We start from the raw sequence: 26,473 nt of genomic DNA, 5'->3' as shown, positions 1-26,473 counted from the left end.
TAACCTTGCACCGCCGGCTCGCACCGCGCGACCGTTCAAACAAGTTGACACCATAATGGCGGACCGCACGCGGTTCGTAGGGGGCCTAATGGACATCGTGCTTGCGAACCCGGGCGAGGGTATTGAGGGCGGAACGGTAACGGCGGTGTTCGTGAAGGTGGGTGACGCGGTCAAGACGGGTCAGGCGCTCGTGGAGGTGAGCACCGACAAGGCTTCGATGGAGGTGACCGCGGAGTCGGACGGGACCGTCGAGGCGGTTCACGTGAAGCCCGGCGACAAAGTTAACGTCGGCGGAAAACTTATCCGCGTGTCCGGTGGCGCGAAGCCGAGTGAGGCGCCCGCGCCGAAGAACCAGCCCCAAAAGGCGGAAGCCCCGGCCGCGCCCGCATCGCAACCGAAGGCCGAAACGCCGCGCGCGGCCGCGTCGGTCGATGTCGTGCTTGCGAACCCGGGCGAGGGTATTGAGGGCGGAACGGTAACGGCGGTGTTCGTGAAGGTGGGTGACGCGGTCAAGACGGGTCAGGCGCTCGTGGAGGTGAGCACCGACAAGGCTTCGATGGAGGTGACCGCGGAGTCGGACGGGACCGTCGAGGCGGTTCACGTGAAGCCCGGCGACAAAGTTAACGTCGGCGGAAAACTCGTCACTCTTAAAACCGCGGGCGCTGCATCGAATGCGCCAACGGCTTCGACTCCGGCACCTGCTCAACAGACCGCACCGAAATCGGCAGCGCCGGCCGCTTCGCAACCGCAACCGCAGCCCGCATCGAACAACGGCAGTGCGAACGGCACCAAGACGCTCGTCCCCGCCGGACCCGCGACGCGCAAACTCGCCCGCGAACTCGGCGTCGCTCTCGGCGAGTTGAAGGGCAGCGGGCGCGAGGGCCGCGTCACGCTCGACGACCTGAAGGGCTTCGTCCGCACCGAGCGCCAGCGCGTGAGGGAGAGCGGTGGGGCGGCCGCGGCCGCCAGCGGGATCATCGTGAATGCGTTCGCGCTGCCGCCGCTGCCGGACTTCGCGAAGTTCGGGCCGGTCGAGGTGACCGAGGTCGCGACGATCCGGCAAACGATCGCGAAGAACCTCACGGTCGGCTGGCGGACCATGCCGATGGTCACTCAGCACGAGCTCGCGGACATCACCGACCTCGAAGCCGGGCGCAAGCGCATCGTCGACGCCCTCCCGAAGGGTAGCCCGAAGATCACGATGACGGTCCTCGCGATCAAGGCGTGTATCGCGGCCCTCAAAGAGTTCCCGCGGTTCAACAGCAGTTACGACATGAACGCGGGCAAACTGGTCCTCAAGAAGTACTACCACATCGGCATCGCGGTCGATACGGACGCGGGGCTGAAGGTGCCCGTGATCCGCGACGCGGACAAGAAGAGCATCCGCGACCTCGCCGCGGAGGTGTCGTCCATTGCGGAGAAGGCCCGCACGAACAAGCTCACGATCGACGAGATGCGCGGTGGCACGTTCACCATCACGAACCTGGGCGGTATCGGGGGCACCGGGTTCACGCCGCTCGTGAACTACCCCGAGGTCGCGATCCTGGGCCTGTCGAAGTCCTCGTTGCAACCGGTGGTGCGCGACGGGCAGATCGTCGCGCGGCTCATGATGCCGCTCTCGCTCACCTACGACCACCGCGTCATCGACGGGGCCGACGGGTGCCGGTTCACGGTGCGCCTCGCGCAACTCTTCAGCGACCCGCTCCGGCTCCTGATGGAGACGTGAGCCAGGCGTCAGCGAGAAACATCGCTGCTTTTACACCCCAATGAATCTCGTGGCACATTGCACGGGTTCATTGGGGTGATTTTGTTGCCACTGATCGGCGCCGTTTCTTCCGCACCCGATGACGATGGGCACCATTTCTGGTTAATGCGGAGCATTAACGTGCATCTATTAGACGCTTTTTGCAGGGAGACCCGAAGAAACGGAGAAAATAACGATTTTCTTCTGACAACTCGGGCAATTAGGTCGTGGTATACTTCTCAACAGTCACTTGCTCCCATCCGCACTCCGTGCGGTGCCGTCGGCACCGGAACTCCGGTGTACTCGCGGACTCGTGTCGTGGCCGCTTCGTTGAGAGGCGGAATTGTACCCGGCGCGGCACTACGCTATTTGCGGGGCGGGTCGGTTGCCCCGGCGGAAAGGACGGAAATGTCCGATGTCCGGTACAACACAGAATAGTGCCCCGGCTCCGCCCCATATTCCGGGATTGGATCTCGGAGAAATGATCGGCGAGGGCGGTACGAGCACCGTGTACCGGGCCGTTCACCGCACCCTTCAGCGCACCGTAGCCGTGAAGGTTCTGTGTGCCCCGGCCGGCGGGCACGCGGCGCACTCGGGTTGGCTGCGCGAGCCGCAGTTGATGGCGGCGCTGGCGCACCCCCACGTCGTCACTGTCCACGACGCCGGGGAGATCGAGGGCCACAATTATCTGGTCATGGAGTTTGCGGCGGGCGGGGCGCTCCGGTCCCGGATGCCCCCCGGCCAACCGTGGCCGACGGACGAAGCGGCACGGCTTCTGGACTGCATCGCCGGGGCGCTCGATCACATCCACGAGCGAGGGATTTTGCACCTCGACCTCAAGCCCGAGAACGTCCTGTTCGCCGACGACGGGCAGATCAAAATCACCGACTTTGGGATCTCGGTCGCGCACACCGGCGCGGACGCGCGACTCGAGGGCGGGTACTTTTGCGGCACGCTTGATTACTGTGCCCCGGAGTACCGCGCGGGCCTGGCGCTGGACGCGCGTGCCGACGTCTTCTCTCTCGCGACCGTCGCTTACGAACTGTTTACCGGGCGCCTCCCCGGTCGCGTGTACGTCCCCGCTCTCCGCCACAATCCGCGGCTGCCCAAGGCGCTCGATGACACCCTCCAGCGCGGGTTGGCCCGCGACCCGGGCGAGCGCTTCGCTTCGATCAAGCAGTTCCAAACGGCCCTGGCCGGGGCGTGCCGCAAAAACGCCGGCCGCGTGAATCGCCGGGTGCTCACCGCGCTCGGGGTACTCGCCGCGCTGGTGATTCTTCCACTGGCTGCGTCCAAGTGGTGGCGCCCGACCGCGGTGGCCGAGCCCGAGCCTTCCAATACCCAAGCAGCGGACGGAGAGCGCCCAGACCGACTGGTAGTTCTCCACGATCGGCCCGACGATTTGGCGCTCTTTACCGGGTCGGACGGTCGAGACTTGGTGAGTAGTCCGGGCGCGCCCGTGGAACGAGTGCCGACGGAGGCAGGGGGCACGCCCGTTCCGCCCGGCCTTCCGTTCTCCGTTTGGCCCGCGCCTCGGCCCGTTATGGCGATCCGTTCCCCGAGCGCGTGGGGGTTCGTCTACCCGCTTCAGGATCGCACGCTGGCGCAGCGCGTAGTGGCCAACTGGCCCGATCTGCTCCGGGCGGTCGTACCGAGTGAGAAAAATCTCGTAAGGGCTGGCGGGTTCGACGGGGACTGTCTGGCCCCTGGGCACGTGGGGGCACTCTGGCGCGCGGGGAACGCCGCAGGGTGGAGCGCGAACCGTCAGATCGTTCTGGACCGGCCACAGGACCGGCCCGACAACCCGGCCCTCCTGCTCACCAACTTGGACCCGGCCCGGAGCGGAAATCTCCTGGGTGCCTATCAGCCCCTGGCACAGGCACCGCCCCCCGGAGCGGTGATGGTACTGCGCTACCGTGCCCGGTCTCTCCACGGGCGCGGGAGCCTCGCCGTCTACCCCGGGATGCCGGTCGCGATCCCGGACGATGCTACGGGGCCGGTCGCGACCCGGGTTCGCGGCCTCGGTCCGCAACTCTCCGCGGACCCCACTGCCCCCGGCCCGGCTCCGTGGTTGTACCGGTGCCCCAACTGGGTCGTACCGACGATCCAGTGGAGTACCTATGTGGTAATTTGCGAACTTCCTCCATTCCCCACTCGGCGTCTTCACCGCAATTTGGTAATCGACCTCGCCGCAACGCCCCAGGCGGCGACCGATCAGGTTTGGGTCGACGACGTCGAGCTGTTCGTCTGGCGCCCGGAGAGTAAGCCGTGAAGCCCCACGATGTGGCAGAACTGGCCCAGACCCTGTTCGAGGAAATGGGGGACGCGGCGTTTATCGTGGACCCGGGCACGGCGGGCGTCGTGGACGTGAACCCCGTGGCCCAGCGGATGACGGGCGCGCGGCGCGCGGACCTCTTGGGACTCTCGCTCGACCAACTGTTCCGCTCCGACGACGGCACTGCCGGGTTGAGCCACCTGCGACGCGCTCTGCACACGACCCAGACGTTCCACTCCCGAGAGGGGTACCACCTGCGCCGCGGGGCCGGCGAGTCGTGGACCCCGGTCAACCTGACTCTCACCCGCCTGCACACCGAGCGCGGGCCCCTCGGGTTGGTTCTGGCCCGCGACAGCAGCGAGCGGATCGCGGCCGAGGAGCGGCTCCGCGTCGCCAATGCTGAACTTGAAAACCGGGTGCGGGAGAAAACCGCCGACCTCGCACGCGCGAACGAGTCCCTGCGAGCGGAGATCGCCGAACGCGCCCGGGCGCAAGAGGCGCTCCGTGAGCGCGAGGAACTTTACCGGCTGCTGACGGACAATTCCAACGACTTGGTGTACCTGCTGGACCTTGAGGGTCGAACCGTTTACGCCAGCCCGTCGGTGCCCCGGCTCCTTGGCCGGGTACCGGCCCACAAGTTCGAGGTCGTTCACCCCGACGACACCGATGCCGGAGAGCGGTACTGGAAACAGGTGCTGGCCGGCACCGCGGGCCTGTTCACCGTCCGCGTGCGCGCCGGGGACGGGGCGTGGCGCTGGTTGGAGGCGTGGAGCGCGCTCGTGCAGTATCGGGGGACCGCCCACGTCCTGTCCGTTTGCCGTGATGTGACCGACCGCACGCGGGCGGAAGAAACCTTGCGTGCGAGTGAGGCGCGCCTGGCCCGTGCCCAGCGCATCGCGCACCTCGGGAACTGGGAGCAGGAGTTCGCCCCGGACCGGCTCCGCTGGTCCGAGGAGGTGTTCCGCATCTTTGGCACCGACCCGGCCGCGTTCTCGGGCACGTCCGAGGACTTCTTCCGCCGCGTCCCCCCGGACGACGCGGGCGCGATCCGGGCGGCCGTCGCCGAGACGGTCCGGACCGGGCAACCGTACCGCATCGACCACCACATCGTGCGCCCGGACGGGACCGTGCGCTGCGTGCAAGAGTTCGCCGAACCGGTGTACGAGGACGGTCGCGCGGTCGCGCTGGTCGGCACGGTACAGGACGTCACCGAGCGCGAGCGGGCCGCGGCCGCGCTCCGCGAGAGCGAGGAGCGCTTGCGCCTCGCGGTTCGAGCCGCAAACATCGGGCTGTGGGACTGGAACCTTCGGACAAACGAGGTCGTGTTCTCGCGCGAGTGGAAGGGGCAGCTCGGGTACGAGGAGTACGAGATCGGCAACAGCTACCTCGAATGGGAAACCCGGCTCCACCCCGACGACATGCCCAAGGTGTTGGCGGCGCTGCGCGGGTACCTCGCCGGGGAGCGCGCCGAACACGCGGCGGAGTTCCGGATGCTCCACAAGGACGGAACGTACCGGTGGATCTACGCCCGGGGCGAGTTCGTCCGCGATGCGAACCCCACCCCGGTACGAATGATCGGGTGCCACGTCGACTTGACCGAGCGCAAGCGCGCGGAGGAGGCCCTGCGTCAGTCGCAGCAGCAGTACGAAGAGTTGGTTACGAACATCGACGGGATCGTGTGGGAGGCGGACGCCCGGACGTTCCGGTTCACGTTCGTGAGCCAGCAGGCCGAGCGGTTACTCGGGTACCCGCCCGCGCGGTGGATCGACGAACCCGACTTCTGGGTCAAGCACATCCACCCCGATGACCAGGGGTGGGCGGCGGACTACTGCCTGCGCGCGACCCGCGACCACCGGAACCACGACTTCGAGTACCGAATGGTCACCGCCGCCGGGGGCACCGTTTGGGTGCGCGACATCGTGAGCGTGGTTATCGAGGGGGGCGAACCCACCAAGCTCCGCGGCATTATGGTGGACGTCACGGCCCGGCGCCTCGCCGAGGAGCGACTGCACGAGAACCACACCCTGCTCAGTGCCGTGGTCGAGGGCATCTCGGACGCCGTCTTCATGAAGGACGCTCGAGGTCGGTACCTCATGATTAATCCCGCCGGTGCCCGGTTCTTCGGGAAGGAGATCGCGGAGGTAATCGGCCAGGACGACGGCGCGCTGCTTCCCCCGGACACTGCGCGGGCCTTCACGGACAGCGACCGGCGCGTGATGGAAACCGGGGCGCCTCAAACTACCGAAGACGTCGGCACCGTGGCGGGGGTGACACGCACGTACCTGACGACGAAGGTTCCGTACCGTGACCCCGCCGGGCGCGTCACCGGGCTGATCGGCATCGCCCGCGACATTACCGAGCGCAAGAGGTTGGAAGAGCGCTTCAGCCAGGCCCAGAAGATGGAAGCGGTGGGGCGGCTCGCGGGCGGGGTCGCGCACGACTTCAACAACCTGCTCACCATCATTAACGGGTACGGCGAACTGCTCCTGGGCCAGTTGTCCGCCCCGAACCCGCACCGGGACGCGGTGGTCGCCATCCGGGAAGCCGGGGAGCGCGCGGCCGGGCTGACCGGGCAACTCCTGGCGTTCAGCCGCAAGGCGATCGTCGCGCCGAAGGTGCTCGACTTCAACGAACTGGTGGACTCGATCGGGAAGATGCTCCGCCGGCTCATCGGCGAGGACATCACCCTGGCCACGTTCCTGGCCCCCGGTCTGTGGGCGGTGAAAGCGGACCCCGGCCAGATCGAACAGGTGATTTTGAACCTCGCGGTCAACGCGCGCGATGCGATGCCCAAGGGCGGGCGCCTCACGATTGAGACCGCGAACCTGACGCTGGACGACGGCACCCGGTACCCCGAACTCGCGCCCGGCCGGTACGTCCGGCTGAGCGTGAGCGACACGGGCGTGGGGATGACGGACGAGGTGCAATCCCAGATCTTCGAGCCGTTCTTTACGACCAAAGAGTTCGGTAAGGGAACCGGGCTGGGCCTCGCCACCGTCTACGGGGTCGTCAAAACGTACAGCGGGCACGTGAGCGTGTACAGCGAGGTCGGGGTCGGCACGACGTTCAGCGTCTTGTTGCCTGCGGTCGGGGCCGCTCACGCGGAGCGCCCGTCCGGGGGGATCTCCGTTGCCCCGCGCGGAACCGAGACGGTCCTGTTGGTTGAGGACGACAACGGGGTTCGCGGGCTCGCGCGGACCGCGCTCCGGGCGCAGGGGTACACGGTGCTGGAGGCCACCGGTGGGGCCGAAGCGGAACAGATTGCCTCGACCCATAACAGCCCCATCCACCTGGTTCTGACGGACGTGGTAATGCCGGAGCGCAGCGGGCGGGAGGTCGCCGACGCGCTCCGGACCCGGCGCCCGGGGGTGAAGGTGCTCTACATGAGCGGGTACACCGACGATGCCGTCGTCCGGCACGGTGTCCTCGAAGCCACGGACGCCTTCCTCCAGAAGCCGTTTACCCCACTGGGACTCGCCCGAAAAGTGCGCGAAGTATTGGACGGCACACATTAAATGCGCACCGTCGTCGCGCTGGAATAGCCGCTTTCTACTCCTTGCTCAGTACCGCGTCCACGACCCAGCACCCACGCGCGTGCGGGGTGCTGGTATCTCGACAGTGGCTCAGGACGTCGTCGTTGTCGCACCCGGCTTCCTGAAGCGCATCGGCCAGGATCGGCATCGCGCCGAAGTCACGCGAATCGTACATCTGCGCCGTCAGAGCGAGAACAGTGGGGGTGAGCCACGCCGGCTCGAAAGATGTCGGACGGAACGAGTTGCAGAAGAGGCACCGCAGCACGTTTGCGAACATCTGTTCTGCGGCCGCGTGGGCCGCATCTCCGGCAGCTTGGGCGGCCTCGGGCCATATGTTGTTCCAGGACCACGCCGGTTCTGCGTTGCGACGCGCCCATTCCGTGCCCCATGCCCGCACTGCTGCGGTCGCGACCGCGGAAGTAGGGGGCAATTCACCGGTGCTCGCGACGGTTACTGCCCACTTGCACACAGCTTCGCGGGCTGCGAGAAGGGTACGACTGGCCGCCCACCAGCCTATCACGTTCGTTACAGCAAGAGCGGCGAACGCGCCGTGTATTGCCTCATTAGGCAGAGCGCTTTGGGCGCGGGCGCGTTTCTCGACCAGTTCCAAGATCCCGTGGCCGAGGCGCCCGTCAGCGCACTGCTCGGCAACATCTACGAGCTTGCGGTGGAGCCCGAGCGGGATGCACTCCCAAACGGCCCGGCAGCACCCGCAGGCGAAGAGGTGCAACTTCCGCTCACTCACCGGGCACCGAAGGGAACCCAGCATCGCTGTGGGCTCGTTACACACGAGCCATTCCGCTTCGGTCATCTCGTGCCCCCTCTTGCTGAGCACCCGATCGATGATCTTGCGCCCCGCGCGTAAGGACACCCGGTGTGCGACAGTGGTTCAGCACACCAGGGCTATCACATTCGGCATTCCGAAGAGGCTTTATTCGACGTGCTTTTTACGAGTGACTCAATAGGAGTTACGCAGTTGGCCGTTTGGGGGTGACGTTCGGTGGCTTGTGCAGGTAAGTTGGTACCCCATGAACCCACCCCGCGCCACCGCCGAGGATTATATCGCGTTCCTGGTCGCCACACCGGGTGAGGGCACGGCAACCGAGATGGGGCGGTGCCAACCGGCTCGCCCCGATGCTCCGGCTCACGATGCCTTTACCCGGCTCCTGAACCGCCTCGAACCGGAACCCGAGGCCCTGTGGGACGAAGTGCGCCCGTTGCTTCCCACCGACGGGGTGCTGGTGTTCGACGACACCGTTCTGGACAAACCATTCGCCCGGCACATGGGACTGGTGGGCCGGTTCTGGTCCGGGCGCCACAAGCGCGTGGTTCCGGGCATCAACTTGGTCACCGCCCTGTGGACCGACGGTGATGCCCTGTGGCCGTGCGACTACCGCCTCGTTGATAAAGCGGCCGGGGACGGCACCAAGAACGATCAGTTCCGGGACATGCTCCGGGTGGCCGCCGGGCGCGGGCTCGCGCCCCGGTGCGTGTGCTTCGATTGCTGGTATTCGGGCAAGGACAACCTGAAAGCGGTGCGCGCGTTGGGGTGGACGTTCGTGACCCAGGTGCGGTGCAACCGCAAGGTGAACCCGGACCGCACGGGCAACCGACCCATCGAGGAATGCGACATCGCGGCGAGCGGCACGGTGGTGCACTTGGAGGGGTTCGGTCGGGTGAAAGCGTTCCGGATCGCCACCACAGACGGTGGCACGGAGCACTGGATCACCAACGACCTGTCGATGGACGAGGGGGCGCGGTTGATGTTCGCGGAGCGGGCGTGGGGGATCGAGGAGTTCCACCGGGGCCTGAAACAGCACACCGCGGTGGACCGGTGCCAGACCCGGATGGGGCGCGCGCAACGGAACCACATCGGGTTCGCTCTCCGCGCGTTCGTCCGGTTGGAGTGGCATCGGTTCAACACCGGGGTTACCTGGTTCGCCGCCAAACTCGCCATCATCCGAGAGGCCGTGCGCCAATTCCTCGCGCAACCGGTCTACCGACTGCCAACTGCGTAACTCCTAACTCAAGATACCGGACTAATTCCGCCCGGTGTTGATCTTCCGAACGTACTGATCCTAGTTAAATCCTTCTCACCTCAGCGCGCGGTGCGCCCGCAGTGCGTCCAGTGTGCGGCGCATGTCAGGGGGCAGGGGGGCTTCGGCCTCGATCCACTGGCCCGTTCGTGGATGCTGGAAGCGGAGCCGGAACGCATGGAGTGCCTGACGAGCGAGTAGCACTTCGTCTTCGATCGGGGGCAGGCTCGGGGCCAGTTCGGACAACTTCATCTGCGAGCGCCCGCCGTAAATTTTGTCGGCGAGCACCGCGCACCCCACGTGCAACAGGTGTACGCGGATCTGGTGCGTGCGGCCCGTGCGCGGTTGCACCTTGACCAGCGTGAACCCGCGGAAGCGCTCGAGCACTTCGTAGTAGCTCAGTGCGTGCTTCGCGTCGGGGTCGGTCGAAACAATCATCTTGAGGCGGTCGTAGGGGTGCATCTTCAGCGCCCCCTCGATGTAGTCCGAGTCGCGCTCGAGTTCGCCGGCCGCGATCGCGACGTACTCCTTGAACACCTTGCGCGACTCGAACTGCATCGCGAGGTCGCGGTGCGTCATGTCGTCCTTCGCGACGAGTATGACGCCGCTCGTGTCCTTGTCGAGCCGGTGAACGATGCCCGCCCGCAGGTGCCCGGCCCCGGTGCTCAAGTGCTCGCGGAAGTGCCACTGGAGCGCGTTGACGAGCGTGCCGGACCAGTTCCCCTTCGCGGGGTGAACGACCATGTCGGACGGCTTGTTGACGATCGCGAGCCACTCGTCCTGGTACAGAATGTCGAGCGGGATGTCCTCGGGGACCGGGATCTCGTGCGTCGGTTCGGGCATCGCGACGTGGAGCCGGTCGTGCTTCCGCACCTTGTAGCTGGGCTTCGTGATCGGCTTGCCGTTGAGCGTGACGCCCCCGGCTTCGATCGCGCGCTGCACCACCGACCGGCTGAAATCCGCGCCCAGGTGGAGCAGAACGTACTGATCGAGGCGCATCCCCTCGGACTTGACCATCACGAGCAGGTCGAGCGGTTCGCGGAACCGCACGCTGGACGCGACGGGCGCCGGTTCGGGGACGAGATCGTCTTCGAGTTCGTCGGACATGGTAGTAGCAAACGTCAGGGAACAGAGGTCAGAGGACAGAAAAACAGAGAGCAGAGGACAGAAATCAGAAGCCAGAGGATAGAAGACGGAGAACAGAGAAAACCAGAGGCACGTACCCAGAAGTCAGTGCCTTGTTCCCCGTTCTCTGTCCGCTGACCTCTGGCTTCTGATTTCTGTCCTCTGCTCTCTGTTTTTCTGTCCTCTGTTCCCTGCTCTACTGCGGCAGGATTATGGGTTGCCCGCCGTGGCCCGGGATCCCCGTGAGCCCCGGCATCTTCGGGTCGAGCGTCGGGAGACTCGGCGCCTGGATGCTGTACACGGTCGTCTGGAGCTTGACGATCTGGTCCTTGGTGTTCAGGTTCCGGAGTTCGTCAGCGAGCTTCTTACTGTCCTTGCCCCAGTTGGTGTCCGGGGCGGCCTCCGCGACCTTGTCGAGCCAGTCGATCGCTTTCTTGGGGTCGCCGCGGAACTGGTCCAGCGAGTCGTCCTTCAGCATCCCCACGAGCACGGCCTCGGCCTTCGCCGCACCGAGCAGGCACTGTGTTTTGAGGAGCGGGTCGTCCTTGAACTCGTCGACCAGTTTGGAGAACGTTTCGCGGGCCTTTTCGATGCTCTCGACGGCCTTCTTGCGCACGTCCTTGTCCTGTGCGGGCAGCCGTTCGATACCGTCGGCCCCGAGCTGGATACGGGCCACTTCGAGGGCCGCGAGCCGGGCCTGGGGCGTGTTCGGGTTCTTCTTGGCGTACTCTTCCATCGACGCGACCGAACCGAGCGAGTCCCACTCGACCCACTTCGACGACTCGACCTTCTTGTTGCTGACCAGGATGTAGTACGTCACCCCGACCGCGGCCACGATCACGAGCGTCAGCGCCATCACTCGGTAGCTGACGAGTTGCCCCTGCTTGAACTTCTCCCACCCATTGGCGAGGGACGCCGCGAGCACGTTCGGCTCCGTCTCCGACTTGGGTTCAGTCTTAACGAGGGGCTGGGTCGCGGGCGGTTGTTGTTCCGTACTCATAGCGCTCTCGACACACCGTATTAGGCGTTGCGGCCGGCATAAATAGCACGCCCGGCAGATTGAGTTGATGATATGGCCCGCACGATGCGCGGTCAACCGAAGCTCCAAGTGCCCGTGACGAGCTTCGCCGGGTGCGAATTTCGGACCTTTGAAACCTCGCAGAACCGGTGCGGGAGCGGGATGTGTTGCGAACCGCGTCCGATACAATAAGGGTCTCACGCACTCACGAGGGCGGCGCATGTTGGGGCGGCTGTTCAAGGGCATCAAGGCGGGGCTGACCAAAACGAAGGGCGTCTTCGGTGGCGTGTTCGACCTGCTGCGCGGGAAGGGCCGGGTCGATCAGGCGTTCCTCGACGAACTCGAAAAGCGCCTGTACCTCGCGGACGTGGGGACGCAGGCCACGCTCTTGATTGTCGACCGCGTGCGGCAGGGCTTCCGCGACAAGGAGATTACGGGCGAGATCGAAACGTTCGTGAAGGCCCAGTTGCGCGAACTGCTCACGGACGCTTCCCCCGGCATCAACTACCAAGCGACCGGACCCACCGTGGTCATGATCGCGGGGGTGAACGGGGCCGGCAAAACCACGTCCATCGCCAAACTCGCGAACCGGCTCCACGCGGACGGCAAGAAGGTGCTGCTCGCGGCGTGCGACACGTTCCGCGCCGCGGCGGTCGAGCAACTGACCGTGTGGGCCGGGCGCATCGGCTGCGAGATCGTCAAACAGGGCCAGAACGCGGACCCGTCCGCGGTGGCCCACGACGCTTGCGAGAAGGCCAAGGCACGCGGGTTCGATGTCCTCATCGTGGACACCGCGGGCCGGCTCCACACGCAAACGCACCTGATGAAAGAACTTGAGAAGATCCACCGCATTGTAACCCGGCAAATTCCGGGCGCGCCGCACGAAGTGCTGCTCGTGTTGGACGCGACCACCGGGCAGAACGCGCTCACGCAGGCCGAGCAGTTCTCGAAATCGGTGAAATGCACCGGCATCATCCTGTCGAAGCTGGACGGCACCGCGAAGGGCGGATCGGTGTTCGCGATCAAACAGAAACTCGGACTGCCCGTCAAGTTCATCGGGGTCGGCGAGCAGATTGATGACATGGAGTCGTTCGACCCGGATGCGTTCGTTAACGCACTGTTCGAGAAGGAATAGCGCGGCGCACGCTGATCCGACCGTACCGGCTCAACGCACCATTGCGTTGAGGCGTGAATACGGGCGGTACTGGCTCGAAGGGCACGCGGGCGTTACAACGAATTTGCCACCCGGCCGTTGCGCTCGACCGCACAACGTCTCATTCGCGAACGATTCACCATGCCAACACCGCACGCGCTGATTCTTCGGGCACCCGGCACCAATTGCGATCACGAAGTGCAGACCGCGTTCGAGATGGTCGGCGGGCAAGGCACGCGGCTGCACTTGAACGCGCTTCGCGAGAACCCGAAACAGCTCCGCGACTACCAGATCCTCGTTCTCCCGGGCGGGTTTTCCTACGGCGACGACGTGGGCGCGGGTAAGGTGCAAGCACTCTACATGCAGCACTTCCTCGTGGACGCGATGCGGAAGTTTCGTGATCAGGAGAAGCTGATTCTCGGTATCTGCAACGGTTTCCAGGTGATGCTGAAGGCGGGTCTGCTCATGCCGCCGGACGAGGACGGCCCGCTCGCCACGCTCACGAACAACGACAGTGGTCATTACGAGGACCGCTGGATTCACTTGCAGGCCACACCCGGAAAGTGCCCGTTCCTCAAGGGCATTGATCGCGTGGCGATGCCGGTGGGCCACGGCGAGGGGAAGTTCGTGTGCCGCAAGGAGTGGATCGCCAAGGGGTTGGAGCAGTCCGGGCAGATCGCGCTCCGGTACGTGGACGCGAACGGGGCACGGGGCGGCTATCCCATCAACCCGAACGGCGCCCAGGACGACATCGCGGGCATCTGCGACACCACCGGTCGCGCTCTGGGGCTAATGCCACACCCGGACCGGCACCTGTTCCCGACGCAGCACCCGCAGTGGACGCGGCGCGGGCTGAAGCCCGAGGGTGACGGGCTACAACTCTTCCGGAACGCGGTGGAGTTCTTCAAAGATTGAAGTTGCCGTTCGGGTCACTACGCGGCGCTGCGTAACACGAACACCACCGACACCGCGTTGAACAGCGAGTGAACGAGTACGGGAACGAGCAACCCGTTGGTGCGCACCGCGAGCCAGCCGAGCGCGAGTCCTAACGCGAATAGCGGAATCGGGTTCGGCCAAACCGTGTGGATCAGCCCGAAGAACGCCGCCGTCACGTAGACCGCGCGTGCCCGTCGCGCGCCGGTGCGAGTGAACCGCCACAGCACCCCCAACCCTGCTGTCAGCACACACGCCAAAGCCACCGGCTGCCACTTCCCGCTCTGGGCCGTGATTGCGGTGGCCACAAACATCACGATCCACGGCCGCACGGCCGTTCCCTGTGACACACCGCCGTTGGGGAGCTTCATCCGCCCCACGCACCACCACAGCATGATGCCGCGGATCACGATCTCTTCGCGAAACGGAGCGCCGAGGCACGCTTCCAGCACGAACAACACCTGATCGCGTAGCGGGCGTCCGCCGAGTTTGGCGAGCGAGTGCTGCTCGGGCGGAAAGCCCAGGTTTTGGGCGATCGTGTTGACGGCCCAATTCAGCACCAACACGACCGGGGTGATCGCGCACCACGCGACGGCCGCGAGCGCAACTTGACCCGCGACGCTCCCGTTCGTTCGCGGGTGCCACTTCGGGTACAGGGAGTATCGCGTCAGCACAAGAATCGCGATCTGAAGTGGTAACCCGAGTACGCCCACCCACAGCATCCGCAACGTGGTGGTTTCTGCCTTAAAATCAGGATCGAGATCCTTCGCGTCGGCTTGCGGGAAATCGTCGCCATAAACGAGTTGGTAGAACCCGCTCTCGTTGAGCACCTGGAGTATCACGACGGGTAAGACGAGCCAGAACACGAAGAACGCGGCCGTCACCTCGAACCCGCTCCACGGCACCGGGAACGCCCTCCACCGCGGGAGGAGGGCTTCACCCTTCGGCCGAAGTGCGAGGGCGATCAGTCCCACCGGCACTACCGCGGCTGCGACGAATGCGCCCGATGTCGCCATGCGCACGACTTCTGGATCAATGGCCACGATTCACTCGCCTCGCTCATTGAGTTCGGTACCCGTGTGTGGGCTTAAAGTACCTGCCCCCGCGCCGACCGCACAGTGAACTCGAATCTCGCTGTGTGGTGCAAAATTCTTTGAATCGCTTCGCACGTCGGTGACACTTCTCTTCTGAACCGAGTGATCGGAGTGGAGACATGCGTGGACTTTTGGAGCGATTGCTCGCCCGGCACCGACGAGCCGCAGATGAAGGGATCACAGATGCCGAGTTACTCCGGCGCTTCACACGCGACCGTGACGAATCGGCGTTCGAGTTGCTCGTTTGGCGCCACGGGGCGATGGTCCTCGGGTTGTGTCGGCGCGCGATCGGCGACGAGCAACTCGCCGAAGACGCATTCCAAACTGTCTTTCTCGTGCTGTCGCGTAAGGCCGGGGGTGTTCGCGGGAACCTCGGCGGGTGGTTGTTCAAGGTAGCCCGCCGTGTGTCGGCGCGAGCCGCGTCACAGCGCCGACCCGTCCATCCTGTGGCGGAAACGGCGTCGGAACCGCAACCCGATCTCACCGAACGCCAGGAACTCACAGACCTGCTCGACGCGGAAGTCGCCCGGCTCCCGGAGCGCCTCCGCAAGCCGGTCGTGCTCTGTTACCTCGGTGGGCACTCCACCGAGGACGCTGCCCGGGAACTCGGGTGCCCGCGCGGAACGGTCTTGTCGCGTCTCGCGACCGCACGAACGCGGTTGGCCGAGCGCCTCGCGCGGCGCGGAGTGGTTTTGCCCGCAACGATTTCGGTCGCTGGCATCAGTCTCACCGGTCGCGTTGTTTCCTCGGCTACTACTGCCGCGCGTCGATTTCGGTTCGGTTCACTCGAACCCGGTCCCGTAACTCACCTCGCTGAAGGAGTCATTCAGACCATGAATCGTGGAACTTTACTCACCGCGTTCGGCGGAACTCTGCTGGCCGTGACACTCGTTTCCGGGGTCGGTTGGGTCGCGGCCCAGCAAGGCACAAGGGTTGAACCTGCGGGAGACGTTGCCGCACCCGTCGCAAAGGCGAACACGGAACTGGTCAACGCGCCTCCCCAGCCACCAGAGCCAGGGGCAATCGATGAAGATAAGAAGGTTCGCGATCAGATAAAAAACTTGGCATTAGAGGCTTTACACTTGAAGGCACAATTACAGAAACGGGAAAAGGAATTTGAACAACTTGCTGAGGAGATCGAGAAGCGCGCAGTTCGGCGCGCAGCGCTGCAAAAGCAGTTCGACGAGGTCGAGGCCGAATACCAGAAGTTGAGTCGCGAAATCGTCAAAATGGAGGCAGAACTTGCTGTCTTGAAAAGGCGCGTTGCGAGGCCGGTCTCCGAACCCGAAGCAGCTTTGATTCAGCAGGAAATGAGCCGAGACGCGAGTCTCAAAGATTTGTCGTCCGAACTTCAGTCGGCTCAAAAGCAACTGAGAACGGTCGTTGAGCAAGGAACTGGTGAAATGACACCCTTAGTCCAAAAACAAAAAGAGAAAGTCGCCGAACTCGAAAAACGATGCGACGCTCTGCAGACTTCCGTTCGGGGTGAGATCACTGCGCGACTCAAGTTGGAGATCTCCCAATCGCTACGTGACCGGATTGCGAAACAATCGATGGAAGTTGAAATCCAGAAGGAGGTTCTCGAAGTAATACGATCTCGTCGCGATGCTTCCGCCAGGATGCTCGACGACGCGATCTCTGGCACGATCACACAAACGACGCGAGACGCGGATTTTGACGCTAAGCGTGACTCACTCGCAAAAATTCAGGCCGAAATCACGCGCCTGCAACTCAAGCGCGAAGGAATTGTCACACCACACACGGAGGGAACCGAAGCAAAGCTCGATTCGCTCATTCGCGAGATAGGTGAATTGCGTAAGGAAATTCGCGAGTTGAAGAGCAAAAAATGAAATAGGTTGGGCCGGTAAGTTTTCGGGGACGCTGCCAACCCCTCAACCCACCGGCCCAACACAGTCGCTCCCACATGAGCAAGGAGACGCTGCCAAACAACTCCCTACTCACCATATCCGATGCGCGCCGCGATTCGGTTATTGCCGCATCCCCAAACTTTTTTCGCTTGCGGTCGCATCTCCAACGTGGATCATCAGTTCCGGCCCACGCTTTCTCTTCGGAACCGGAACATGAGCACCCTTTCCCGTCGTTCGTTTCTCGCAACCGGGGCTGTTGCAGCCTCGGGCAGTTTGTGGTCCGGCCTCGCGCAAGGAGCGGAGGACGCCGCCAAGTTCAAACTCGGACTCGTGACTTACAACGTGCCGAAAGATTGGGATCTTCCGACCATCCTGAAAGTGTGCCAGGAAGTCGGGATCGCGGCGGTCGAGTGCCGCACGACGCACAAACACGGCGTCGAATGCTCGCTGACTGCTCAGCAGCGAAAGGACGTCAAGAAGCAGTTCGCGGACGCGGGAGTCGTGTTCTGGGGGTGCGGGAGCGTGTGCGAATTTCACTCGGCCGACCCCGCAGTGGTGAAGAAGAACATCGAAGATTGTAAGGCGTTCGCGCAGCTCGTTCACGACATCGGTGGAACGGGCGTGAAGGTGAGGCCCAACGGCGTGCCGAAGGGAGCCGACGAGCAAAAGACCTTCGAGCAGATCGGCGCGGCCCTTCGAGAATGCGGCAAAGCGGCGGACGAAGCCGGAGTCGAGATTTGGGTCGAGGTTCACGGGGCCATCACGCAGCTCCCCAAAAACATGAAGGCCATCATGGAGGCGTGCGGTCACAAGAAAGTCGGCGTGACCTGGAACTCGAACGGGACCGACATCACGAACAAGTCCGTCGCGGCCGGGTTCGAGTTGCTCAAGCCGTATATTAAGTCGTGCCACATCAACGACTTAACGAACGATGCGAAGGGGGCGTATCCGTACCGCGAGTTGTTCAAACTCCTGCGCGGCTCGGGATACGATCGCTACACGCTGTGCGAGGTCGGTACCGCTTACGACGTGGAGAAGGGGACCGCGTTCCTGAAGGGGTACAAGAAGTTGTGGGAGGAACTGGTGAAGGGGTGAGCGTTGTTGCTGAAAGCCACGGGGCCACATTGCTCCCCGCCGCCGTTCGTGCGGCCGCGGGGCCTGGCAGCTTCCCGACCAGTTCAGACTGGTGTTGATCGTTATGCGCTCAAACTGTACCGTCTGTGAATTGAGAGGTTGAACTCGCTGATCGAAGAATCTGAGCGTTGACCGTGTCCGGTCGCTGTCGACCGGTCGGGCCGTGCCGTGCCCGAGACCCTCCACTCAACGCGCTGGCCCGCGGAATCCTCCGCACGCGCCTTGTTCGCAAAATTCGTGACGGATCGGGCGTTCCGTCATCAACTCACGCGCGCGCAAATTGCCGCTTGACGTTTGCCACCGGAGAGCTGCCGTGCTCGCACAGTTGGAGAGCAAGTTCCACGATTTGTACCTGGAATACTTCCACAAAGCGGAAGCGCACCGGCGCTGGAACGTCTTGAACGACGTGCCGTGGGACCAAATCACCACCACCCCGAACCCGGAAATCGCCGCGATCATTCAGACGTTCATGGCCGTGGAGATGTTCCTGCCGGACTACACCTCCAAGATCATGCACCTCGTCCGGTCCAGCCGCGGGCGCGCGTGGTTCCAGGCGAACTGGGGGTACGAAGAGTCGAAGCACTCGCTCGTGCTCGAGATGTGGATCACGAAATCCGGGGCGCGCTCGGTGGAGCAGGTCCACGCATTTCAAGACGACGTTCTCAGTCGCGAGTGGGATCTGCCCTACGAAACGCCACTGGAGATGATCCTTTACACGACGCTCCAGGAGTTCGCCACCTCAGTGAACTACCGCGGGCTGCGCCGAGTCGCACAGGCGTCCGGTGACGGAGCGCTTCACAAGGCGCTGACGCTGCTCGCACGCGACGAGACCGGGCACTTCGAGTTCTTCAAGAACGGAACCAAGCTCTTCATGGACCGGGACCGGGACCACGTGCTCGAAGCGCTCAACAAGGTGATTCACACGTTCAAGATGCCCGCGCAAACGCTGATCCCGGATTTCGGCCCGCACGGGAAACTGTTGCAAGAACTGGGCATTTTCGACGATCGCATCTACATCCGCGACGTGGTGCGCCCGGTTCTTAAAGCACTGGGTGTCGAACCCGAAGAGATGCGCGAGGCCCGTCAACGACTGAGAGCGGCCTGACGCCCCGGCCGTTTCCGTGCCAGCTAACGGTTAGGGGAACGGCCGAATTACCACTTCGCCTCGTCGTCGAACGCGCCCCAACGCGGCCCTTCGGGTTCACTCGCTTTCGCCGCGGATCGAGCCTTCAGGATCGCGACCGCGAGGTCTAAATCATCTTTAGTGGTGATTTTGAAGTTGATCGGCGCACTGGGAACGACCACGACCGAGTGACCGATCGCTTCGATCAGTTGAGCGTCGTCAGTAATAGGGACGTTCAGCGCTGTGCGGTGCGCGTAAGCTTCGACGAGCCAGTCGCGTCGGAACACTTGAGGCGTTTGTGCCTGCCAAACGCCCGCTCGCGGAACCGTTCCCGTAATGCGGTTCGTGGCGGGATCGACCTGTTTGAGCGTGTCGGCGACGGGTACCGCGAGCATCGCGGCCCCGTGTTCTTTGGCCGCTTGAAACACCGAATCGACCAGTGCAGGTGTGACGAGCGGCCGAACCGCGTCGTGAACCGCGACCAGTTGCACGTCTTCCGGTACGCGGGCGAGCGCGTTCGCGACCGACTCGAACCGTTCCGCACCGCCGTCAACGACTTCGACGTTTTCGACGAACGCCACACGGGGGCCGAAGCGCGCGCGGAAATCGTCGCGGTCCTCGGGCGCGATCACTAGGTAGACCTTGCTCACATCGGGGCGCGACCAGAAGATTTCCGCCGTGCGCTGCCACGCCGGGCGCCCGTCGAGCGACACGAACGGCTTCTTCTCCGCGCCGCCGAATCGCGAGGACCGCCCCGCGGCGGGAATGATGACCGCGCACTGAGACATGGCGCACTCTTCGCGTTAAAGGAAATTTCCGGGCGCGACCCGTTACTCCCTTTTTAGTAGCCCTTCCCATTTTGCGAACAGCGTGCGCCAGCGTTCCACGGCCACCGTGCGTTCCGCCAGTTCGCGCTCAACCGATGTGGTCAATTCGTCCGCGGCGCGCAGACGCGATTGCCAATCCTCCAGGCGCCCGTCGATGCGGTTCAGCGCGAGCGGCGGTTCCCCCTCACCGGCCGACGGCGCGACCGCGCGCTCCCACCGCTCCTCGTGGCGGTCGAGTGCGCGGGTGGCGGAGAGGAGTGCGGATTCCATCCGGTCGAGTGCGTCGTTCCACTGGGCAATCGGAAGCGGACCCATCGGTTCCCTAACTGTGGTGCGAGTGCGTAACCTGGGGCGTCCGTACCCCCGCGATCGCGTGACCGCAAGCCGAGTTTTGGGAACTTTTTGCTTGCAAGCGGATTTCGCGATCGTTATTCACCCGGCTCGGAGTGGGGGGAACTCCACCGCGCGTGTTCCGACGGGGGTCGGAGGGCGCCGGGAAGAACATTTGGGGGAACGCGACCCGTCCGTCTGTATGGACCCGGGGCGCGGGGGAGGATTCGCCGTGTACGTTGCCTGCTCGACGCTTAGCTTCAGCAAGGTGTCGCTGGAGGACGCCCTTCGCACTGTTCGCGAGATGCGATTCACGAAGGCCGACCTTGCGATCCACGACGGCAGCTCTCAGCTCACGCCCGCAGAAGTCGCCGCCGATGTTGGGCGAGTGGCCCAGCGCCTGAAGGCCTCGAACCTGCCGCTCGCTGCGATCCACCTCGTGATCGGCGCGTCCGATCCGGCCGTTGCGCGGGTGCAGTTCCACGCCGTGTGCCGCTTGGCGCGCGTTTCTACCGTGCCGCTAATTACGATTCCCGCCGCACCGATCGGGAGCGATTTGGACGTCGAAGTCGCGCGGTTGCAGGACTGGGTGCGCGTTGCGGAAACCGAGGGCGTGATTCTGGCCGTCGAAACGCACTCGGCCACGGTCACCGCCGACCCGCTCGGCGCTGCCGAACTGTGCCGCCGCGTGCCCGGGCTGGCGCTGACGCTCGACCCGAGTCACTATCACGTCGGTCCGCACGCAAAGGCCGATTACGACAGCCTTTATAAGTATGTGCGCCACGTGCGAGTGCGCGATACTGGGAGCATGCCCAACCAGTTCCAGGTGCGCATCGGCCAGGGCGAACTCGAATACGGTAAGGTGATTTCGCAGCTCGACCGGTGCCGCTACGACCGGGCGCTGACGGTCGACATCCGGGATATGCCCGAAAACTCGTTCCCCGTTGAACCCGAAGTGCGCAAGTTGAAGTACCTGCTCGAATCGCTCGTGTGAGCCGCTGAGCGATTCCCATCGCGTGAGGCACGGGCTCAAGCGTCCGTGCCTCGTTGTTTTGAGTGCGGCTACATTCGGGCGAGCCGCCAGCGAATACCCAGCACACAATCTGACAGAATTTACAGTGTCGACAGAGTTTCGGATACCTTCTTGTCTTGATCCGGTTGATCCTGTGAATCCTGTCAAAAACTCTTCTTTAAAGCATCCGCCGTTTGCCCCGATCATTGAATGTGTGAGCGTGAGTCGGCGTGTCATCTGCTCGTGGCATTCGCGATTTGGAGATTGGGTCGTGCTTCACCAACAGAAATCGAATAATATACTTGCGTTCATTTTCTGTGGCCGTTAAAATGCGTTCACGTATGAGGATTGCTTCGTGTATCGCAGAGACTGTTTCATGACGTCACGAGCGCGCAAGAAGAGTAACGCGCATATTACTTGTGTTGTTTTGTAAAACTTTACCAGAAATGCAGTTGTGGCGATTGGTAGGTTCTGGTCGGTCCGGAAATGTTAGCAAATGTTAGCCGCCCCGAGGCCAGACGGATGGAGTCGACCTTGTTCACGGAACGGGCCAACCGGTACGTTCCGCGGCACAGCGTCGGGACCGGGCTTTGGGAGCGGACATGCAGACGAGTGATTTGGTTGTTGTTGGGGGCGGGATCGTCGGGCTGGCAACGGCCTACCAATTCACCAAACGGTGCCCCGACAAGCGGGTCGTTGTGCTGGAAAAAGAGGATCGGGTCGCGGTTCACCAGACCGGCCACAACTCCGGTGTCCTTCACTCGGGCATTTACTACAAGCCCGGTTCGCTCAAAGCGATCAACTGTCGCGCGGGCAAGAAGGCGATGGAGACCTTCTGTGCGGAAGAGGGGATCGCTCACGAGATTTGCGGCAAGGTGATCGTCGCCGTATCCGACGCGGACCTGCCCGCACTCAACCGCATCTACGAGCGCGGGCAGGCGAACGGCATCAACTGCGCGCTCGTTGACAAGGCCCGGCTCGCGGAACTGGAACCGCACGCGAGCGGTGTGGCCGCGATCCACGTTCCCGAAGCGGGGATCGTGAACTACCGCCAGGTGTGCGAGCGCCTTGCCGAGAAGGTGCGCATCGCGGGTGGGGCCGTGGTGTTCGGCGCAAAAGTCACCTCCGTTCATCGCAAACCGGACGGCGTGACGGTCGTGAGTAGCGGGGGAGAGTTCATCGCCTCCCAACTGGTGAATTGCGCCGGGTTGCATTCGGACCGCGTCGCGCGGCTCACGGGGCAGAATCCCGGCGCGCAGATCGTGCCGTTTCGCGGGGAATACTTCGAGCTGAAACCGTCCGCGTACCGGTTGTGCCGGAACCTGATTTATCCGACCCCGGACCCGCAGTTCCCGTTCCTCGGGGTCCACTTCACGCGGATGATCGACGGGTCCGTCGAGTGCGGACCCAACGCGGTGCTCGCGTTCGGGCGCGAGGCGTACTCGTTCTTCCGGCTGAACCCGCGTGACCTGCTCGAAACGCTCACTTACCGCGGGTTCGTTCGGATGGGGGCGAAACACTGGAAGATGGGCCTCGGCGAAATGTGGCGGTCGCTGAGCAAGGCCGCGTTCGTTCGCGCGCTTCAGCGCTTGGTGCCAGAGATCACCGCCGACGATCTGGAACCGGCGCCGGCTGGTATCCGCGCTCAGGCCGTAGCGCCGGACGGCGGACTGGTGGACGATTTCCTCATTCAAGAAGCCGATCGCGTGGTGAACGTCTGCAATGCACCGTCGCCCGCGGCCACCGCGTCGCTCCGGATCGGTGAAACGATCGTGGACCGGGTCGCCCCGCGTTTTGTGTAGATGAATCACGAAGACCGGCGTCCGTTCGGGTGATAGGGCTTGTCGTGTGGGGCCGCGCGAGGATGATAGCTCTTCCGGTTCGTTGGCGCTCGCGGTTCGCCGAGACTTTCAGTGAACGCGAGTGCCAACCCGCTGCGACCAGGAGCCCGATGTCCGTTGACCGCGACCCCACTCCGTGTCCCATTTGTCGTCTCCACAAATGGCTGTGCTTGTGTGCGCAAGCCCCACGAGTTGCCACTCGCACTTCGCTCCTCTTAGTCGTCCACGTCCACGATTTGGGCCGGACGAGCAACACGGCCCGCCTCCTCACACTGGCGGTCCGCAACGCTACGATCGTCGGTCACGGGGGACGGGAGCCCCCGGCCGACCTCGCGTCCTACGTGCCCGCGGGCGCGACCCCGGTCGTGCTCTTCCCCGGTCGTGGGGCGCGGACTCTGACTCCGGAATTCGCTGCCACTCTACCGTCGCCGCTGGCACTCATCGTCCCGGACGGCAACTGGAAGCAGGCGGGCCGCATGGTGAAGCGGCTCCCGCTCCTCGCCGGCGCCATGAAGGTCGCGCTCCCGACCCGGGCCTTTGAGGGAACGGCCTTGCGCCGCAACCTCCTGGGGCACCGCATGTCGACCTACGAGGCGGTAGCCCAAACGCTCGGTGTCCTGGAGGGAGAGGCGGTCGGCGGGCCGCTCCTCGACTTCTACCGGCGAGCCACCGACCGCATGCTGCTTGTTCGCGGCAAGCTCAAACTTGGTGACGTGTATGGCGGTGTTGAGGACGCGCTTCCAGGGAGCGTTCTCCCATCCCACTCGCCCGACCCCGGCCCGTGTTGAACCAGGTGGCTTCTTAGTCGCTCGGGTGATGGCGGCCGGGTGTCGCTGTAGATTTGGGCGGTTACGCCGCCGCCCAGAGCGCTTGCCAATCGGGTGTGTGGCTCAGGGCGCGGAGTTCGACCAGCGGGCCGACGTGTTCGGCCCGCCACCGCGCGCCCGTTCGCTTCAACCGCAAGTTCACCTCTTGCTTGATCGTTCCCTCCACCGCACCGCTGCCGATACTCTGCCCGCGTGCCAACCGCGGGGCGTAATCCAAGCGGGTCGGGTGCTTGGCCATGTACGCCGCCAGCCCCAGCAACGGAGCGGTCGAGACGTCGCTCGGTGCCGCCGCGAGCACCCCGGCCAGCCACCGCTCCAGACCGACTTTCCCCCCGGCCACCAACGCCGCACGACCGGCTCGCGCCGGCGCGTCCGCCGCGCCCGTCGCGTCCCCGAAGGTGCCCTTCACCGCGTCCCCGACGTGTTCCAGGGCGTGATACACGTCCAGAACGCCTGCCGCCTGGGGCCAGTGGTCCGACGCCAGGTTCCAGATCCACTCGGCCCCGTCGCCCAGCACCGTCACATCGCGGGCGGTCGTCACGCCCAGCCGATCCGATTCCTCTCGCAGCCGGGTACCGAACGCGCCACACCCTTCGATCGCCGCACGCACCGTGCGAACGGTCGGGCCGGGCAAGGTGCGCGTGTCCCACTCCTCGGGAGTGGCCGACGCGCCCGCTTCTCGCTTGCAAAATAGGCCGACCTTCACGTCCCGCCAGCCGTCGCGCGTGTTCACCTTGCCCGCGTCGATCAGCACCTCCACCGCGCCTTTCGCGGTCGCGAACCGCCCCGCGTCGCCCCGGCCGGGGCGCGCGGCCGCCGCCCGCTTGGCCTGGGCGTGGGTCGCCTGACGAATCACCTCGTCGTCGACCTGCCAGCCGCAGAACTCCGCCACAACCTGTTGCGCCCGCGCGAAGGAGTGCTCGACGCCCGCCAGCACCAGCAACCGCGTCGCCTGCCGGGTGAGGAAGCCCTCGATCCCGAGGGCGTGGTCGGCTCGGAACGTGCCCCCGTGACCTCGGCACCACGAGTACTCGCGGTCGAGTTGGACCGGCCCGAGGGCGGTCGTCACCGTCCGGCGGTGTCGCCCTTTGGACCGCCACCCGGCGACTTTTTTTCCAGGTCGGCGCGAGCCTGGACGGTGGCCGCGAGGTTGTCACGGAGGAGCCGGCGACCGGTGCCCAATGCAAAGGTCTCGCAGGCCTCGAGTACGGTGCCGTGGGCGGCCGTCGTTCCCAACCGCCGCATCTCTTGGACGTAGGCGATGGCCCGTTCGAGTTCGATCCGCTCGGCGTCCGTGGTGTATTCGACGGTCAACGTGGGCATCCTGCCACTCCATGAAATGGGGTGAAATAGAATAACCCCAAGCCGATGCCCAAATCTACAGCGACACCCTGGCGGCCTTGACTGTGGAGGGGTAGGGGGTAAGATTCGGTTCGTTCAGCCACCCTTGTTCGCAATGGCGGGTTGTTGCCAGCAGGCAGCCCCGTAGCGGACAAACAGGGTGGCTTTTTTCGTTTTTATGCCCGAACCGGAGCCGCGCGTGCCGACGAAAACGGACTACCTGCACACCCCCGTCGAACACATCGACGTCATGAAGTTCAATCCGGTGCCGCTGGTCGAGGCGATGGGCCGGACCGCGTTCACCGCGCGCGATCTGGCTCGCGCTGCGGGCATCACGCATCGCATGGTGGAAGACAAAGATTGCGGTGTGATTCTGTGTTTGGCCGGGTCGCTCGTGAGCGCCGGGTTGAAGAAGGTGTTCGTTGATGCGATCCGGTGCAACATGGTGGACGCGATCGTTTCCACCGGGGCGAACATCGTGGACCAGGACTTCTTCGAGGCGCTCGGGTTCCGGCACTGGGTCGGTGAGGAAAAACTGCGCTCGGGGATGTTCGACGCAGAACTGCGCGACCTGCACATCGACCGAATCTACGACACGCTCATCGACGAGGACGAACTGCGTATCTGCGACGACACTACGCGCGTGATTGCGGACGAACTGGAGCCGCGCCCGCACTCGTCGCGCGAGTACATCCGGGCGATGGGCGCGTACCTGGAGAAGAACGGGTGCAAGACCCCGGACAGCATCGTGTACGAGGCGTACAAGGCCGATGTGCCGATCTTCTGCCCGGCGTTCTCGGACTGCTCCGCGGGGTTCGGGTTGGTCGCGCACCAGCACGCGAAAGGCGACGGCCCAAAGCTCTCACTGGACAGCGCGAAGGATTTCTACGAGTTGACCCAGTTGAAGATCGCGAACCCGACGACCGGGCTGTTCATGGTGGGCGGCGGGGTGCCGAAAAACTTCGCTCAAGACATCGTGGTCGCGGCCGACGTGATGGGGCAGGAGGTGCCCATGCACAAGTACGCGGTGCAGGTGACGGTGGCCGATGTGCGCGACGGGGCGCTGTCCGGGAGCACGCTGAAGGAAGCATCAAGTTGGGGGAAGGTCGATCTCGCGTTCGAGCAGATGGTGTACAGCGAAGCAACGCTGGCGGTCCCGCTGATCTTCGGGTATGCGTACCACAAGGGTTCGTGGAAGGCCCGTACCGGTCGCAAGTGGAACCGGTTACTCGAACCCGCCGCCGTTTCGTGACCCGAAG

The 26,473-nt window shown here is 64.3% G+C and carries 21 protein-coding genes and 1 pseudogene; 14 read left to right on the top strand and 8 right to left on the bottom strand.

Features of this window, described 5'->3' with window-relative positions; all coding sequences use genetic code 11:
• The first annotated feature begins 88 nt into the window (after positions 1-88).
• The 3 genes from VT84_RS21685 (at position 89) to VT84_RS21675 (ending at position 7,534) form a co-directional block, all read left to right on the top strand.
• Positions 89-1,726, top strand: a complete 1,638-nt coding sequence (locus tag VT84_RS21685) for a 2-oxo acid dehydrogenase subunit E2 (RefSeq protein WP_082840972.1) — start codon at positions 89-91, stop codon at positions 1,724-1,726.
• 433 nt (positions 1,727-2,159) lie between these two features.
• Positions 2,160-4,016 carry a serine/threonine-protein kinase gene (locus VT84_RS21680; protein WP_082840971.1) on the top strand — a complete coding sequence of 619 codons (1,857 nt, stop codon included), beginning with the start codon at positions 2,160-2,162 and terminating at the stop codon, positions 4,014-4,016.
• A complete protein-coding gene (locus VT84_RS21675) occupies positions 4,013-7,534 on the top strand; it encodes a PAS domain-containing sensor histidine kinase (RefSeq protein WP_082840970.1) in 3,522 nt (1,173 codons plus the stop codon). The genes VT84_RS21680 and VT84_RS21675 overlap by 4 nt, the downstream gene beginning before the upstream one ends.
• A gap of 34 nt (positions 7,535-7,568) precedes the next feature.
• Here VT84_RS21675 and VT84_RS41060 read toward each other — a convergent pair whose 3' ends face one another.
• Positions 7,569-8,363: a hypothetical protein gene (locus tag VT84_RS41060; protein WP_239465431.1), complete on the bottom strand. Its 795-nt coding sequence runs from the start codon at positions 8,361-8,363 to the stop codon at positions 7,569-7,571.
• Between the two features lie 217 nt (positions 8,364-8,580).
• On the opposite strand from VT84_RS41060, the gene VT84_RS21665 reads away from it, so the two are divergent.
• The gene (locus VT84_RS21665) at positions 8,581-9,570 is read left to right on the top strand and encodes a transposase (RefSeq protein ID WP_082840381.1); all 990 of its coding nucleotides are present in this window, start codon (positions 8,581-8,583) and stop codon (positions 9,568-9,570) included.
• A 75-nt stretch (positions 9,571-9,645) separates the two neighbouring features.
• Here VT84_RS21665 and VT84_RS21660 read toward each other — a convergent pair whose 3' ends face one another.
• Both VT84_RS21660 and VT84_RS21655 read right to left on the bottom strand, forming a co-directional pair.
• A complete protein-coding gene (locus tag VT84_RS21660) occupies positions 9,646-10,695 on the bottom strand; it encodes an RluA family pseudouridine synthase (RefSeq protein WP_157469695.1) in 1,050 nt (349 codons plus the stop codon).
• A gap of 214 nt (positions 10,696-10,909) precedes the next feature.
• Positions 10,910-11,713 (bottom strand): hypothetical protein, encoded by an 804-nt coding sequence (locus tag VT84_RS21655; protein WP_082840969.1) that lies wholly within the window; start codon positions 11,711-11,713, stop codon positions 10,910-10,912.
• 238 nt (positions 11,714-11,951) lie between these two features.
• Between VT84_RS21655 and ftsY the strand changes: the two genes are divergently transcribed.
• Both ftsY and purQ read left to right on the top strand, forming a co-directional pair.
• Positions 11,952-12,866: a signal recognition particle-docking protein FtsY gene (gene ftsY, locus VT84_RS21650; RefSeq protein ID WP_052551902.1), complete on the top strand. Its 915-nt coding sequence runs from the start codon at positions 11,952-11,954 to the stop codon at positions 12,864-12,866.
• A gap of 159 nt (positions 12,867-13,025) precedes the next feature.
• Positions 13,026-13,799 (top strand): phosphoribosylformylglycinamidine synthase I, encoded by a 774-nt coding sequence (gene purQ / locus VT84_RS21645; protein WP_082840968.1) that lies wholly within the window; start codon positions 13,026-13,028, stop codon positions 13,797-13,799.
• A gap of 17 nt (positions 13,800-13,816) precedes the next feature.
• On the opposite strand, the gene VT84_RS21640 is transcribed toward purQ, so the two are convergent.
• Positions 13,817-14,860, bottom strand: coding sequence for a CPBP family intramembrane glutamic endopeptidase (locus VT84_RS21640; protein ID WP_157469693.1), 1,044 nt, complete (start codon positions 14,858-14,860; stop codon positions 13,817-13,819).
• Between the two features lie 170 nt (positions 14,861-15,030).
• Between VT84_RS21640 and VT84_RS42355 the strand changes: the two are divergent.
• The 4 genes and pseudogenes from VT84_RS42355 to VT84_RS21625 form a co-directional block, all read left to right on the top strand.
• Positions 15,031-15,525: pseudogene (locus tag VT84_RS42355) on the top strand (RNA polymerase sigma factor); the annotation flags it as partial.
• A 219-nt stretch (positions 15,526-15,744) separates the two neighbouring features.
• A complete protein-coding gene (locus VT84_RS41050) occupies positions 15,745-16,761 on the top strand; it encodes a hypothetical protein (RefSeq protein ID WP_239465429.1) in 1,017 nt (338 codons plus the stop codon).
• 231 nt (positions 16,762-16,992) lie between these two features.
• Complete coding sequence (locus VT84_RS21630) at positions 16,993-17,874, top strand: sugar phosphate isomerase/epimerase family protein (protein WP_082840967.1); 882 nt, start codon at positions 16,993-16,995, stop codon at positions 17,872-17,874.
• 352 nt (positions 17,875-18,226) lie between these two features.
• Positions 18,227-19,018 (top strand): acyl-ACP desaturase, encoded by a 792-nt coding sequence (locus tag VT84_RS21625; RefSeq protein WP_052551894.1) that lies wholly within the window; start codon positions 18,227-18,229, stop codon positions 19,016-19,018.
• Between the two features lie 47 nt (positions 19,019-19,065).
• On the opposite strand, the gene ispD is transcribed toward VT84_RS21625, so the two are convergent.
• Both ispD and VT84_RS21615 read right to left on the bottom strand, forming a co-directional pair.
• Entirely contained in the window at positions 19,066-19,824 is a 759-nt protein-coding gene (gene ispD / locus VT84_RS21620) for a 2-C-methyl-D-erythritol 4-phosphate cytidylyltransferase (protein ID WP_082840966.1), read from the bottom strand.
• 42 nt (positions 19,825-19,866) lie between these two features.
• Positions 19,867-20,178, bottom strand: coding sequence for a hypothetical protein (locus VT84_RS21615; RefSeq protein ID WP_052551890.1), 312 nt, complete (start codon positions 20,176-20,178; stop codon positions 19,867-19,869).
• 247 nt (positions 20,179-20,425) lie between these two features.
• Between VT84_RS21615 and VT84_RS21610 the strand changes: the two genes are divergently transcribed.
• The 3 genes from VT84_RS21610 to VT84_RS21600 all read left to right on the top strand — a co-directional run bounded on the left by VT84_RS21610 (position 20,426) and on the right by VT84_RS21600 (position 23,834).
• Entirely contained in the window at positions 20,426-21,187 is a 762-nt protein-coding gene (locus VT84_RS21610) for a sugar phosphate isomerase/epimerase family protein (RefSeq protein ID WP_052553766.1), read from the top strand.
• A 620-nt stretch (positions 21,188-21,807) separates the two neighbouring features.
• Complete coding sequence (gene lhgO / locus VT84_RS21605) at positions 21,808-23,007, top strand: L-2-hydroxyglutarate oxidase (protein ID WP_052551888.1); 1,200 nt, start codon at positions 21,808-21,810, stop codon at positions 23,005-23,007.
• A gap of 149 nt (positions 23,008-23,156) precedes the next feature.
• Entirely contained in the window at positions 23,157-23,834 is a 678-nt protein-coding gene (locus VT84_RS21600; RefSeq protein ID WP_162271800.1) for a tRNA-uridine aminocarboxypropyltransferase, read from the top strand.
• Positions 23,835-23,895: 61 nt separating this feature from the next.
• Here VT84_RS21600 and VT84_RS21595 read toward each other — a convergent pair whose 3' ends face one another.
• Both VT84_RS21595 and VT84_RS21590 read right to left on the bottom strand, forming a co-directional pair.
• Positions 23,896-24,942: a hypothetical protein gene (locus VT84_RS21595; RefSeq protein ID WP_082840670.1), complete on the bottom strand. Its 1,047-nt coding sequence runs from the start codon at positions 24,940-24,942 to the stop codon at positions 23,896-23,898.
• Positions 24,939-25,196, bottom strand: a complete 258-nt coding sequence (locus tag VT84_RS21590) for a hypothetical protein (protein WP_082839551.1) — start codon at positions 25,194-25,196, stop codon at positions 24,939-24,941. The genes VT84_RS21595 and VT84_RS21590 overlap by 4 nt, the downstream gene beginning before the upstream one ends.
• Before the next feature lie 217 nt (positions 25,197-25,413).
• Between VT84_RS21590 and VT84_RS21585 the strand changes: the two genes are divergently transcribed.
• On the top strand, positions 25,414-26,466 hold the full coding sequence (locus VT84_RS21585; protein WP_204249617.1) for a 1,9-bis(guanidino)-5-aza-nonane synthase: 1,053 nt from the start codon (positions 25,414-25,416) through the stop codon (positions 26,464-26,466).
• Positions 26,467-26,473: the final 7 nt, after the last annotated feature.

Origin of the sequence: Gemmata sp. SH-PL17 (assembly GCF_001610855.1) — a bacterium.
GTDB classification, from domain to species: Bacteria; Planctomycetota; Planctomycetia; order Gemmatales; family Gemmataceae; genus Gemmata; species Gemmata massiliana.
This window is presented reverse-complemented; position numbering and strand designations above follow the sequence as displayed.